The sequence below is a fragment of the Cupriavidus consociatus genome, from assembly GCF_017814975.1.
GTDB lineage: Bacteria > Pseudomonadota > Gammaproteobacteria > Burkholderiales > Burkholderiaceae > Cupriavidus > Cupriavidus consociatus.
The window spans coordinates 139,270-152,832 of sequence record NZ_JAGIQA010000003.1 but is presented as its reverse complement, the minus strand read 5'-3'; the positions used below and the strand labels follow the sequence as shown (position 1 = coordinate 152,832).

The 13,563-nt window shown below is 65.4% G+C and carries 12 protein-coding genes; 7 read left to right on the top strand and 5 right to left on the bottom strand.

What is annotated here, in order from left to right; translation table 11 throughout:
- Positions 1 to 130: 130 nt before the first annotated feature.
- Positions 131 to 814: a GntR family transcriptional regulator gene (locus J8I82_RS05825; RefSeq protein ID WP_209755260.1), complete on the top strand. Its 684-nt coding sequence runs from the start codon at positions 131 to 133 to the stop codon at positions 812 to 814.
- Between the two features lie 17 nt (positions 815 to 831).
- Here J8I82_RS05825 and J8I82_RS05820 read toward each other — a convergent pair whose 3' ends face one another.
- A complete protein-coding gene (locus J8I82_RS05820) occupies positions 832 to 2,151 on the bottom strand; it encodes an MFS transporter (protein ID WP_209755577.1) in 1,320 nt (439 codons plus the stop codon).
- 124 nt (positions 2,152 to 2,275) lie between these two features.
- Positions 2,276 to 3,118 carry a class II aldolase/adducin family protein gene (locus J8I82_RS05815; protein WP_209755258.1) on the bottom strand — a complete coding sequence of 281 codons (843 nt, stop codon included), beginning with the start codon at positions 3,116 to 3,118 and terminating at the stop codon, positions 2,276 to 2,278.
- A gap of 165 nt (positions 3,119 to 3,283) precedes the next feature.
- Between J8I82_RS05815 and J8I82_RS05810 the strand changes: the two genes are divergently transcribed.
- From J8I82_RS05810 to phaZ, 5 genes are all read left to right on the top strand, one after another.
- On the top strand, positions 3,284 to 4,183 hold the full coding sequence (locus J8I82_RS05810) for a LysR substrate-binding domain-containing protein (RefSeq protein WP_209755256.1): 900 nt from the start codon (positions 3,284 to 3,286) through the stop codon (positions 4,181 to 4,183).
- A 458-nt stretch (positions 4,184 to 4,641) separates the two neighbouring features.
- Positions 4,642 to 5,106, top strand: coding sequence for a MaoC family dehydratase (locus tag J8I82_RS05805; RefSeq protein ID WP_209755254.1), 465 nt, complete (start codon positions 4,642 to 4,644; stop codon positions 5,104 to 5,106).
- Between the two features lie 48 nt (positions 5,107 to 5,154).
- The gene (locus tag J8I82_RS05800) at positions 5,155 to 6,825 is read left to right on the top strand and encodes an alpha/beta fold hydrolase (RefSeq protein WP_209755251.1); all 1,671 of its coding nucleotides are present in this window, start codon (positions 5,155 to 5,157) and stop codon (positions 6,823 to 6,825) included.
- Between the two features lie 79 nt (positions 6,826 to 6,904).
- Positions 6,905 to 7,336: a phasin family protein gene (locus tag J8I82_RS05795; protein WP_209755249.1), complete on the top strand. Its 432-nt coding sequence runs from the start codon at positions 6,905 to 6,907 to the stop codon at positions 7,334 to 7,336.
- A 59-nt stretch (positions 7,337 to 7,395) separates the two neighbouring features.
- On the top strand, positions 7,396 to 8,229 hold the full coding sequence (gene phaZ, locus J8I82_RS05790) for a poly(3-hydroxyalkanoate) depolymerase (RefSeq protein WP_209755247.1): 834 nt from the start codon (positions 7,396 to 7,398) through the stop codon (positions 8,227 to 8,229).
- A 128-nt stretch (positions 8,230 to 8,357) separates the two neighbouring features.
- Here phaZ and J8I82_RS05785 read toward each other — a convergent pair whose 3' ends face one another.
- From J8I82_RS05785 to J8I82_RS05775, 3 genes are all read right to left on the bottom strand, one after another.
- A complete protein-coding gene (locus J8I82_RS05785; RefSeq protein ID WP_209755245.1) occupies positions 8,358 to 9,524 on the bottom strand; it encodes a porin in 1,167 nt (388 codons plus the stop codon).
- Between the two features lie 92 nt (positions 9,525 to 9,616).
- Positions 9,617 to 10,186 (bottom strand): RBBP9/YdeN family alpha/beta hydrolase, encoded by a 570-nt coding sequence (locus tag J8I82_RS05780; RefSeq protein WP_209755243.1) that lies wholly within the window; start codon positions 10,184 to 10,186, stop codon positions 9,617 to 9,619.
- 9 nt (positions 10,187 to 10,195) lie between these two features.
- Complete coding sequence (locus tag J8I82_RS05775) at positions 10,196 to 11,536, bottom strand: MFS transporter (protein ID WP_209755241.1); 1,341 nt, start codon at positions 11,534 to 11,536, stop codon at positions 10,196 to 10,198.
- A 288-nt stretch (positions 11,537 to 11,824) separates the two neighbouring features.
- On the opposite strand from J8I82_RS05775, the gene J8I82_RS05770 reads away from it, so the two are divergent.
- A complete protein-coding gene (locus tag J8I82_RS05770) occupies positions 11,825 to 13,552 on the top strand; it encodes a SulP family inorganic anion transporter (protein WP_209755239.1) in 1,728 nt (575 codons plus the stop codon).
- The last annotated feature ends 11 nt before the right edge of the window (positions 13,553 to 13,563 follow it).

Sequence of the window (13,563 nt, the reverse complement as noted above, 5' to 3'; positions counted from 1 at the left end):
TCAGAGTTCAGATTGTTGGTGCCAAGGCTTCGCAAAGTCAAGGAGGTTGTTGGAAGCCAGCACGATGGCATTGCATGGAGAGCGCCGTTCAACCAGAATGCACTGAATACAGAGTGCAAAGGGCAATGCCATGGCAACCACTTTTCCAAAGATTCAATCCCGTCCCGACTTTGTGGATGAGGTGTACAAGATGCTTCTTGATGCCATCAGCGATGGCACGCTGGCACCCGGAACCCGCCTCACGCAAGAGGAAATCGCCGAGCAGATGCAGGTGTCGCGTTCCCCGGTCATCCAGGCGCTGAGGATCCTCAAGAAGGATGGTTTCGTTCAGGACGCGCCTGGCCGCGGGGTACTGGTCACGCCGCTCGACGCGGTCTCGATCGGGCATCTGTATGAAATCCGCGGTTCGCTGGACGCGCTGGCTGCGCGGCTGGCGGCACAGCGGCATTTCAAGGTCGATCCAAAAATCATTGCGAACGGCCGTCGCGCGGCGCAGGGCAAGGATGTGAAAGCCATGATCGATGCGGATATGGCCTTCCATCACGCCATTTACCGCGCGGCAGGCAATCCATTCCTGGAGCAGAGCGCCCAGAACTACTGGGTGCATCTGCGGCGGGCCATGGGAGCCGTTCTGCAATCCTCGGCGCAGCAACGCAAAACCATCTGGGACGAACACGAAGCGATTGCGGAGGCCATTGCCGCGGGCGATCCCGCCCGTGCCGCCGAACTGACTGATCTGCACACCACCCGCGCCAGGGAAAACCTGGCCAGCCGCCTGGACGAGTATCTGGGCGACACGCGCCAGACGGCATAGTCAGGGGGGCGCCAGCGTTACCGGTTGTCCCGCCTGCCGATATTTACGAGGCGCGCGGGCACCGTGAACACCAGCAGGCCGCCGATCACCAGGCTTCCAGCCAGTACCAGCACGCCGTTGCCCGTCGTGCCGGTGTTCGTTTGCACCCAGCCGATAAGGTAGGGGCTGATGACACCGGAGATGCTGCCCACGGAATTCGCCAGCGCGATACCCGCTGCAGCGGCCGCGCCGCCGAGAATCGCCGGGGGCAGCGTCCAGAACTGCGAGATGGTGGTCATGATCCCCATCGTGCCGATCGTCAGTGCCAGCATTGCCACGGCCGTATTGGTTGCGTATGCCACACTGACGCACAGGCCGAGCGCACCGATTGCCCCGGGCAGGGCCAGATGCCAGCGACGCTCACCGCGGGTATCCGAACTTTGGCCGACCAGAATCATCGCGGCGGTCGCCGCGGCATAAGGAATTGCGGATAGCAAGCCAATGTCGAGGGGATCCGAGACGCCACTGGCCTTGACGATGGTCGGCAGCCAGAAGCTCACCCCATATAGCCCCATGGTGAAGAAGAAATAGATCAGGCTGAGCAGCAGGATGCGGGGGTTGGTCAGGCCGTCCCGTATGGAATGCAGCGCATGCCCTTTGCTTTCCGCTGCAAGGTTCTTCTCGATCATCGTGCGCTGCTCGGCACTGAGCCATCTGGCATCCGCGACCTTGTCATCCAGGTAGAAGTAGGCCATGACGCCGACGAGCACCGTGGGAATACCCTCGAGCAAGAAGAGCCATTGCCATCCAGCCATGCCGTGCGAGCCGTGCATGGCGCTCATGATCCAGCCAGACAGCGGGCCGCCGATGACGCCGGACATCGGAATGCCGGTCAGAAACAGCGCGGTGACCTTGCTTCGGCGCGATGCCGGAAACCAGTAGGTCAGGTAAAGCAGAATTGCCGGGATGAAGCCCGCTTCCGCCACGCCTAGCAGGAAGCGCATGATGTAGAAGCTTGTCGGGCTCTTCACGAACATCATGGCCGCGGAGATCAGGCCCCAGGTCACCATGATGCGTGCGATCCAGCGTCGCGCGCCCACGCGCAGCAGGATCAGGTTGCTGGGCACTTCGAACAGAAGGTAGCCGACAAAGAAGATGCCCGCCCCAAGCCCATAGATCGCGTCGCTTAGGCCAAGGTCCTGCATCATCTGCAGCTTGGCGTAGCCGACATTGATGCGGTCAAGGTACGCGCACATATAGCAGAGGAACAGGAACGGCAATAACCGCCACATGACCTTTGCATAGGTAGCCGATTCGGTGGCGACGTAAGGCGTCACCACGGTGGTTGTGGTTTGCATGGGGTGTCTCCTTGGGGCTGTATTTATCGATCTGGAGGGAAGCCGGCCCTGGCATTGCGCCACGGTGGGTTGGGGCCGGTTGCCGAGTCCGCGCGGACGCGGACCCGGCGTGCGATGCCGGTGCTTAATCGAACATGTCTGGCTGGGTCACGCGCAGGTGGTCCCAGATCGGCTGGAAATGCAGCCAGCCGATGTAGTCGCTGCCGACGTGCTCGCGGCTGTAGCGGGCGCGCTCGGGCGTTACCAGGCGGGGCGTGATGCCCGTCGCCTCGATCATCAGTTGCTGCTTGCAGCAACGTTCCAGGGCGATGAACCAGAAGGCCGCCGCTTCAATGCTGTGGCGGCTCGCCGTGAGCAGGCCGTGATTCTGGTGAATCGCCGCCTTGACGCCCTTGAAGGCGTTGGCCACCTTGTGGCCGCCTTTGACTTCGACGGCAACCTTGCCGGCCTCGTCGCCGATCACCACGTGATCCTCGTAGAAGGCCGCTGCGTCCTGCGTGATCGGGTCCAGTCCCTTGCCCAGCGAGGCAAACGCCGTGCCGTACTCGGTGTGCGCGTGGCACATGGCAACGATGTCCTGGTGCATCTCGTGCACCGCGGCGTGCAGCACGAAGCCGGCGCGATTGATGGCATAGTCGCCTTCGACCACACGGCCCTCGTGGTCGGCGCAGATGAGGTTCGAGATATTCACCTGTGCAAAGTGAACCGCCATCGGGTTGGTCCAGTACAACTCCGGATGCTCGGGGTCGCGCACCGTCAGGTGGCCGGCGAAGCCGTAGTCGAAACCTTCCAGCGCAAAGGCGCGGCAGGCCGCGACCAGGCGCTCCTTGCGATGCTGCCGCGCTTCGGCGGGCGTGGCAAATGTCGGAACGCAGGGATAGATCAGCCCCATCTGTTCCGGCTGGTAGATGGAGGTGCGCTCCGTGTCGTTGAAGACCTGCGGGGCGCGCTCAAGTACTGCTGCCATGTCGACTCCTCGGTAGAAATGTGTAAGGACTGGTTGGTGTTCGCAAGACGCGCGTTTCATGGCGGGACGCCTGCGGTACGCCTTCATAGTCGTCGCGAGGAAGTTGATTGACAAACGATGGGTGTTCATGAAAGCATGAACCACACTCATGTATAAAGCTCTGCGATGAGACGTGTTCCAAACTTTGTGCTGCTTCGCGCCTTCGAGGCTGCAGCACGACTGGAGAGCTTCACGCTCGCCGCCAAGGAGCTTTGCCTGACGCAATCGGCGATCAGCCACCAGGTCAAGGAATTGGAGGAGTACTTCGGACGAAGGCTTTTTGACCGGCGCACGCGCCGCGTTGAGCTGACACCGGAAGGCAAGCGCCTGCAGGAAAGCCTGTCGCGTGTTTTCGATGTGATCGAGGCCGCTTGCAATGAGGTCGCGCTCGCGCCTCAATCGCAAGTGCTTGCGGTCTACTGCGCGCCCAGTTTTGCCGTGAAATGGCTCGGTCCTCGGTTGCCGCAGTTCATGCAGACGCATGGCGACATCACGATCCGGCTGTCGTCGGGGGCCGAAGCGATCGACCTGACGCGCGCCCGCGAAGTGGACGTTGCCATTACGTACGGTTCGGCGCATTCCCGCGCGGGCCTTATCGTTCGTCCCTTGGGAATGGAGCGCATCCTCCCGCTATGTTCGCCTTCGCTGCTCGATGCAAAGGAGTCCTTGCGCACTCAGATGGAAAAGCTTCCGCTGATTGATTCGCAACTGAGCCGGGTGACCTGGGCAGATTGGTTTGGTGCTAACGGCATGGTCTGCCCGACGCGACCGCGGGCGTCATTCGACCGGGGGGCGCTTGCCATCTCTGCAGCGGTCGATGGCATGGGCATCGCTTTGGAGAGCATCCGGCTGGCAGAGCGGGAGCTGTCAAAGGGCGACCTGATTGCACTGGGCGAGGAAGAGTTCGAGCACGTTGCGCGTGAGACCCATTTCCTTTCTTTCCGGCAGAACGAAGCGCATTTGCACAAGGTCAGCGCATTCGTCCAGTGGCTGCTCGAACAGCTTGGCGTGCGAGATCGTCTGTAGCGCTTTCCTCAAGTTCATCTCGTCGAAGTGACTTCAAGCCATCGAGATCTGAAAGGTGCCATCAAACGCCACCTGGACGATTGGCAGAAAGTTTACTGAGCACGGCCCCTTCGCTTCGTCGCGCCAAGAAGGCGATGCTGGCCGACAGCACTTCTTCTGACTGGCCGCACCGAGTCCCTCCGCCGCACCCCCAATCCAGCAAATTCCGCTTCCTGCGGCGCCGCACCGGGCTGGCAATGCCGGCCGCCTGACTGACAAATCCTGCCATTCCGTGCGCCCGCGGCTGCGCATTGCACGCGCGCCATGCCACGGCCCTGCAAAGCAGGCAAGCATTGTCAGCAATTGGGCCGGTTTTGGTAGCTGTCTTTGCGCGCCGCGCCCCTACGATGCGACAGACAGACAAGCGTGCGTCCGAAACGGTCGGTATGCACGGATAACCACGGTAAGCAAGGAAACATATGGCAATTGAAGGCTACAGCATGAGCACGCTCGGCGCATTCGTCGGCAAGGAACTCGGCGTGTCGGCGTGGATGGAAGTGGACCAGGCGCGTATCGATGCATTCGCGCAATGCACCGGGGACCAGCAGTGGATCCACGTGGACGTGGAGCGCGCGCGCCGGGAGAGCCCGTTCGGCGGCACCATCGCGCACGGCTATCTGACGCTGTCGCTGCTGGCAGGAAAGCTGGTCGACATGGGCGTGGTGCCTGCGGATGCGCGCGCCGCGGTCAACTATGGCGTGGAGAAGACGCGCTTCCTGGCGCCGGTCAAGGCCGGGGCACGCGTGCGCAATCGCGTCCGGCTGATGTCAGCCGACAGCAAGGGCGACGGCCGCGTGCTGTTGCGCACGGAAAACACGATGGAAATCGAGGGCGAAGCCAAGCCGGCCATGGTGGCCGAAGCCCTGGCGCTTGTCATGGCGTGAAGAAGCAGCAATAGCAGAAGCAGGAAAGCAAGAGACAGGAGAAGCAGAATGACAAGTACAGCCAACATGGAGGCGCCAACCGATTTTCTGGCAGGACCCAATCCCTTTGTCGGGATCCGTCCCGAGGATTTCATCACGGCCGCCCGGCAGATCGGCGCACAGTGCGTGCAGGAGCCGGTGCTGGTGCTCGAGCAGCAGGCGCAGCTCACCCATGACCTGGTCAGCGTGCTGGACGGCTCGGCACCGATGCCGTCGGCACGCGACCGCAGATTCAGCGACGACGCCTGGCGCGACCTTCCGCTGTTCCGGATGTCGCTGCAGGGCTACCAGGCCTGGCGCGACGCGCTCGAGGGCACGGTGCGGCGTTCGGTGATGGATCCGCGCAGCAAGCATCGCGCGCAATACTTCATGTCGCTGCTGGCCGACGCACTGGCGCCGACCAACACCCTGGCGGGCAACCCGGCGGCGCTGCGCAAGACCTTCGAGTCGTGCGGCATGAACCTGGTCAGCGGCATGTTCAACCTGGCCAGCGATGTCCTGACCAACGGCGGCATGCCCGCGCAGGTCGACAAGGACGCATTCAGCGTCGGCACGAACCTGGCCACCACGCCTGGCGCGGTGGTGTTCCGCAATGAAGTGCTGGAGCTGATCCAGTACGCCCCGACCACCGCGAAAGTGCATGCCCGGCCCCAGCTGATCGTGCCGCCGCAGGTCAACAAGTTCTACGTATTCGACCTTGCGCGGGGCAAGAGCATGGTTGAGTACATGCTGAGCCAGGGGCTCCAGGTCTTCGTGGTCAGCTGGCGCAATCCCACGGCGGCGCAGCGCGACTGGAATCTCGATACCTATGTCGGCGCGCTGGTCGAAGCGATCCATGTGATACGCGATATCACCGGCAGTGCCGATGTCAACCTGCATGGTGCCTGCTCCGGTGCGATGACGATGGCGGCGCTGCTGGGCTATTGCGCAGCCAGCGGCGAGAAGCTGGTGCATGCCGTCACGCTGATGGTGGCGGTGTTCGGCCTCGATGCCGAGTCGCAACTCGGGCTGTTCAGCACGCCCGAGGCGGTCACGGCGGCGCGGCACGGCAGCGCGTCGCGCGGCGTGCTCGACGGCGAGACGCTGGGCCGGGTCTTTGCGTGGCTGCGCCCCAACGACCTGGTGTGGAATTACTGGGTCAACAACTACCTGCTTGGCAATGCGCCGCCCGCGTTCGACGTCCTCTACTGGAACAACGACACCACGCGCCTGCCGGCCGGCCTGCATGGCCAGTTCCTGGACATGCTGACGTTGAACCAGCTGGCCACGCCGGGCGCGCTGCAGGTGCTCGGCCACGCCATTTCGCTGTCCGACGTGGACTGCGACAAGTACGTGCTGGCTGGCATGACCGACCACATCACGCCGTGGAAGGCGGTGTACCGCTCGGCGCAAGCGTTCGGCGGGCGCACCGAGTTCGTGCTGAGTTCCAGCGGCCACGTGCAAAGCCTGGTCAATCCGCCGGGCAATCCCAAGGCGAAGTATTTCTGCAACGGCACGCCCGATGCGGAGCCCGAGACCTGGCTGGATGGCGCGACCGCCGAGCAGGGCTCGTGGTGGGCGCACTGGACCCAGTGGCTGAAGAAGCGCTCCGGCCCGAAGCGCAATGCGCCCGCTGCGCCTGGCAGCCTGCGTTTCGCCCCCTGCGGCGAAGCGCCGGGCCGCTATGTGACCGAGGCGTAGCGCCTGGCGTGACGCCTCAACATCGCAACACCGCAACAACGCAATCTGAATTCCCAACCAACTGTCAGGAGAAAGCAATATGGAATCGACCAATACCGCAGGCGCATCGGCCGCGCAGGCCCCGCACAAGAAGCTGTTCGACTTCGTGCGCAACAACCGCCTGGACCCGGCCGCGGTCCTGGAATCGCGCCGCAAGGACATCGAGGCGCTTGCCAGCGTCAACGTCATGCTGCTGGGAGGCCTGCAATCGCTGGTACGCCAGCAGGCCGAGTTCCTGTGCGACGCCGCCGCCGACCTGCAGGCGTTGTCGCGCGGCGGCCAGGCTGCCGATGGCAAGGCCCCCGCGAAGCTGGCGGAAGCGCTGCCGCGCTCGCTGCAGAAGGCGGTTGCCGGCGTGCGCGGCCTGACCGACACGCTGTACAAGGCGCAGGCAGACAGCATTACCGTGGTCGGACGCCGCCTCGCCGAGAATGTGGAGGAGGTGAAGGGGATTCTGCGCCCGAAGCAATAAATTGCGACGGGCATGGCCGCGCGCCGGCCATGCCCGTGTGCACTCTCCAGGACAAGCTGATGACAACAACAGACGCCGGCACGCATGCCGGCCAAACGCTGCAGGTGCTGACCGTCGACCTGGACGGCCAGGTCGTGCGGGCCGGCATCCGGCCCGGCAGCGATACCGGGCCGCCGCTGCTGATCTTCAACGGCATCGGCGCCAATCTCGAACTGCTCGCCCCCTTTGTCGATGCCCTCCCGGGCATCGAAGTCATTCTTTTCGACGTTCCCGGCGCCGGCGGCTCGCCCGCGCCGATGGTGCCGTACCGCTTTTCCAGTCTATGCGTGCTGGCCGACCGCCTGCTGTCGCACCTTGGCTATACGGGCCAGGTCGATGCGCTGGGCGTGTCGTGGGGTGGGGCGCTGGCGCAGGAGTTCGCCCGTCTTTATGCGTCGCGGTGCCGGCGCCTGGTGCTGGCGGCCACGTCGCCCGGCGTGATCATGGTGCCGGGTCGCCTGTCGGTACTCGCCAGGATGATCGGCGTGCGCCGCTATACCGATCCGCAATACCTCCGCCGCGTCGGCGCCGACCTCTACGGCGGCGCTTTCCGCCACGATCCTTCCCTGCTCGACGAACACGGCCGGCACATGCAGCCGCCGCCCGGCCGCGGCTATCTCTACCAGCTGCTCGCGGCATGGGGCTGGAGCAGCCTGCCGTGGCTGGGCGCGCTGCGCCAGCCTACGCTGGTCATGCACGGCACAGACGATCCGATCGTTCCCGCGGTCAATGCCAGGATCCTGGCCGCCCGCATTCCTGACTCGACGCTGCGCATGGTCGATGATGGCCACCTCTTCCTGGTGACCGGGCCGGAGCACGCGGCCGGCATCGTCCACGGCTTCCTGCGCCGATAGGCGGCGCGCGCAAGGCGCGCGCTGCATTTCCATCGTCAAGTTCCACCGTCAAAAAAAAAGCGGCCGTCCCGGAACCCGGGCGGCCGCAAAGAGCATCGGTTGCAGGATCGATGCCGCGAGACGCGTTGTCAGAACTTGTGGCGGATGCCCACTGCCGCGCCGAACATGTTGCTTTGTCCGTTGGCCAGCGCGTAGCTGTTGCCCAGCGACAGGCTGTTGGCGTAGGCCGTGGCCAGCGATTCCAGCATCAGGCCGGCGTTCTTGGCGTAGGCCGTGGTCAGGTACACGTCGGTACGCTTGGAGAAGGCGTAGTTGGCGATGAAGGCGACCTGCCACGGGTTGGGGACATGGGTATCGCCGTACAGGGTCTTGACGTTGTCGTAGGCGTATTCGAGCGTCAGGCCGATGGCCGGGGTGACCTGGTAGGTGCCGCCGATCCAGTAGAAATCGTCGCGCTGGATCACCACGTCCGCCGCGTTCTTGTTCTGGCCCCAGCGATAGCCGCCCATGATCTTTGCCGGGCCATACGAATAGCTCGCGCCGACCACGGCCTTCTTGACCTCGCCGTTGCTCGTGCCGATGGTCGGGTTCCACTGGTCGTAGCCGAAGGTCACGCCAAACGGACCGCCCTGGTAGGCCACCGCGGCGCCCCAGGCGGTGTCGCGCCGGAACTGCCCGGGCACTTCGCCGTTGCCGCCGATCGGCGTGGCGATACCCACGGTCGCAGGCAGGGCCAGGCCGGTGCCGAAGGACCAGTGCGCCAGCGCCGTGACCGGGCCGAACTGGCCGGTGTACTTGACGGTGTTGTCGGCGCGGAAGTTCGGGCCGGACTGCAGCACCACCGGCTCGTACTGGGTGGCATAGGCGGCCGGCGAGAAGTTCGCCAGCGCCTCGAACATCGAGGTGTACTGGCGGCCCAGGCTGATCTGGCCGATGCCTGCCTTCTGCAGGCCGACAAAGGCCTGGCGGCCGAACAGGCGGTTGCTTTGCTGCATCGTGCCGGTATCGAGGTTAAAGCCGCTTTCCAGCACGAACAGCCCTTTCAGGCCACCGCCGAGATCCTCGGTGCCGCGCATGCCCCAGCGCGAGCCGGAGATGCCGCCCGAGTTCATGCGGTAGACGTCGTTTGCGGGGCCGCGGTTGAACTGGTTGCCCGCCACTGGCACCGCGCCAACATGGTTGGCGTATTCGACGTTGATGTCCACCACGCCATACAGCGTGACGGTCGATGACTGCGCGAGGGCGCTGCCCGAGCAGGCTAGCGCCGCGGCCGCAGCCAGGGTCCTGATCTTCATGGATTCTTCTCCACTTGTTTCCTTTGGTTGTTGAGATGCGGATATTTCCGTCTGCTTTGGTATTGCCGGGTACTGCAAATCAATGCGCTGGGTCAGCCGGCGCGCAGCAACTCGTCAATCAACGCGGTCGCGCGCGGCCATGGGCCGTAGCCCGCGGCGGGATTGAGGTGGCCGACTTCGCCCAGGTCGACCAGCCTGCTGCCCCAGTCGCCGGCCATTTCCGCGGCGCGCTGGTAGGTCGCCAGCGGATCGTTGCGGCTGGCGGCGAGGATGGTCGGGAAGGGCAGGGGACTCCTGGGAATCGGCAGCCAGCCGTGCTGCGCCAGCGTGGCGATGTCCGGGTAGCCCGCCGGCATGGGGGATTCGAGGTCGGCGGGCGTGGCCAGCAGTGCGCCGCGGATCTCGCGGCGGTGTTGTGCGGCCCAGTGCGCGGTGATCATGACGCCGGCGCTATGCGCGACCAGCACGACCGGGCCGTCGATCCCGGCCAGGGCGGCGTCCAGCGCGGCGACGCGGGCATCGCGGCTGAGCTTGTCGTGCTCCAGCGGCGGCACCGAGCGTGCGTTGGGCAACTGCGCCTGGAGCAGGGTCTGCCAGTGCTCGGCAACGTGGTCGCGCAGGCCGGGTACCAGCAGCACGGTGGTGTCAGGGGAAAGGCTCATGGTTTCAGGTCAGTGAGAAGTAGCGGGAGCGGCAGCATCGTGCCGGCACTCCAGGCGGCGCAGGTCGCCTGCGTAATAGCGGCGGCCGGCAAGGAAGGCGGCGGCGGCAACCAGCGATGCCAGCGGCACCCACTGCAATGCGCCGCGCAGGCCGATGTGGTCGGCGAGCAGGCCGGTGACGAAGGGCCCGGGCGCCAGGCCCAGCAGGTTGTTGGCCAGCGTCAGCGTGGCAAAGGCGGTGGCGTGGATGGCCGGGCGCGTCAGGTTGGCGACGGCGGCGCTGGCGGGGCCGGCGGCGCCGCCGACAAACAGCATGCCCGCACCGATCAGCGCCAGTTGCAGGCCGCCCGCGGGCAGCCGGAACGCCGCCGACAGCAGGATGCAGCAGGTCAGGCTGTAGGCCACCGCGACCACCCACTTGCGGCGCGGCGCGTGGCGGGCGATCCAGTCGGTCATCGCCCCGCACAGCACCATGCCGATGCCGCCTGCCAGCACGAAGCCCGCCGCGACCGCGCCGGCGCGATCCGTCGCCATGCCGTAGTAGCGCGCCAGGTAGCTCGGCATCCAGGTGATCAGGGCGCCCATCACCAGCAGTTGCATGGCGCTGCCGACATAGGCGCAGAGGATCGAGCGCGCCGAGAACAGGGCGGCGAGCAGCGCACGCAGGGCCATGGCGGGCTCGCGCGATGCGGTCTCGGTGTCCTCGCCCAGCGCCTTGCGCCGGGCCTGCAGCCGCGGTTCGGTCACGATCAGGCGGAACACCGCCACCAGCACCAGCCCGAACAGCGCCATGCCGGCAAAGGCCCAGCGCCAGCCGAAATGGGCCGACAACGCACCGCCCAGCGCCATGCCCAGCACCGAGCCGAACGCGCCGCCGGCGATAAAGGCCGAACTCAGGCTCGCCCGCAGGTGGCGCGGGAATACCGACAGCACCACGGCGATGCCGACGCTGCCGTAGGCCGCCTCGCCGATACCCACGCACAGGCGTGCGATGAACATCTGCCCGAAGCCATTCGCCAGTGCGCAGCCCAGCGTGGCCAGGCTCCATAGCGCCGCCATCAGCACCAGGCTCCTGACCCGGCCCCAGCGGTCCGCCAGGATAGACAGCGGGAACGTCAGCAAGCCGACCATCAGGGCCACGATGCCGCCCAGTGCACCAAGTTCGGTGTCACTCAGCGACCACTCGGCCTTCAGCAGCGGGAATACCGCGTTCAGTACCTGGCGGGACATGTAGTCCGACAGCAGCAGGCCAAAGCTCAGGGCAAAGACAATCCAGCCGTACAGGCCGGATGGCGATGCCTTGCCCGAGGGCGTTGCAATTACGCGATGGGTAGTGGGTTGCCCGATCATGAAAGCTCTTCCAGTAGTGCACGGCAACGCCAGCAGGGGAAGACAGTGCTCATGCGGGCGGTGGGCGCAGATTGGTTGCGACCCGCGAAGTATCCAAGATTGGCGGTCTCTGGTTTGGCTTTCCGGGACAACGCTTTTGCATTCAGGGACAGTGCGGGAAAACGAGGGGGCGCTGGCCGTGGCAGCTGCTCGCGCCCTGGCGCCGCCGGCATGTCACCACGCCCGCTGCATGGCAAGACCGTGCCGCCAACGCCTATAGTCGAGGTGTGACGCATGAGAAGGCTGCCCATGGAATCCCGGAAACTGACGCCCCTGGCAGGACGCGACGCCGGCAAGGCCGCCGGGTGGCTGCGCTGGCTTCCAGGCGTCCAGATGCTGAAGTCCTATCGGCCGGACTGGTTGTCGCGCGACCTGGCGGCGGGGCTGGTGCTGACCACCATGCTGATGCCGGTCGGCATCGCCTACGCCGAGGCCTCCGGCGTGCCCGGTGTCTACGGGCTCTACGCCACCATGGTCCCGCTGCTGGTCTACGCCTTGTTCGGGCCGAGCCGGATCCTGGTGCTGGGTCCGGACTCGGCATTGGCCGCGCCGATCCTGGCCGTGGTCCTGCAGGTTGCCGGCGGCGATCCGGCGCGCGCTGTGCTGGTGGCCAGCATGATGGCCGTCGTCTCCGGCGTGTTCTGTATCGTGATGGGGCTGCTTCGCCTCGGCTTCGTCGCCGAGCTATTGTCCAAGCCGATCCGCTACGGCTATATGAACGGCATCGCCCTGACCGTGCTGGTGAGCCAGTTGCCCAAGCTGTTCGCCATTCCGGTCGAGGATGCCGGGCCGCTGCGGGAAATGGTTGCGCTGGGCAGCGCCATCCTGGACGGGCAGACCAACTGGTACAGCTTTGCCGTCGGTGCCGGCAGCCTGGCGCTGATCCTGGCGCTGAAGCGCTTCGAGCGCGTGCCGGGCATCCTGATCGCGGTGATCCTCGCCACGCTCGCGGTCAGCATGTTCGGCCTGGACCAGCATGGCGTGAAGGTGCTGGGCAAGACACCGCAGGGGCTTCCTGCCTTTGTCCTGCCGTGGCTGGACGGCGCCGACGTGATGAAGATCGTGCTGGGGGGATGTGCGGTTGCGCTGATCGCCTTCGCGGACACCAGCGTGCTGTCGCGCACCTATGCCGCACGAACCAATACCCGCGTGGACCCGAATCAGGAGATGGTGGGGCTGGGTGCCGCCAACCTGGCCGCGGGACTGTTCCAGGGCTTTCCGGTCAGCAGCAGCGCCTCGCGCACGCCGGTGGCCGAAGCCGCCGGCTCCAAGACCCAGGTCACCGGCGTGGTCGGTGCGCTGGCCGTGGCCATGCTGCTGATGTTCGCGCCCAACCTGCTGCAATACCTGCCGAGCAGCGCACTGGCCGCAGTGGTGATCGCCGCGGCCATCGGCCTGTTCGAGTTCTCCGACCTGAAGCGCATCTACCGCATCCAGCAGTGGGAGTTCTGGCTGTCGATGGTGTGCTTCGCCGCGGTGGCCGTGTTCGGCACCATTCAGGGAATCTTCCTGGCCGTGGTCATCGCCGTGATCGAATTCCTCTGGGATGGCTGGCGGCCGCACTATGCCGTGCTGGGGAAAGTGGAGGGGCTGCGCGGGTACCACGATACCGGGCGCTATCCGGAGGCCAGGCGCATCGACGGACTGGTGCTGTTCCGCTGGGACGCGCCGCTGTTCTTTGCCAACGCCGAGTTGTTCCAGGAACGGCTGATGGAAGCGATCGACGCCTCGCCGACGCCCGTGCGCCGCGTCGTGGTTGCCGCCGAGCCGGTGACCAGTGTCGACGTCACGTCGGCCGACATGCTGCGCGAGCTGAGCGGCTGTCTGCGCGAGCGCGGCATCGACCTGCATTTCGCCGAGATGAAGGATCCGGTGCGGGACAAGCTCAAGCGCTTCGAGCTGATGGAAGCGTTCGGCGACAAGTTCCACCCCACCGTGGGTAGCGCGGTCGATGATTACCTTGGCAAGGAAGACTGATGCCGTTCCCG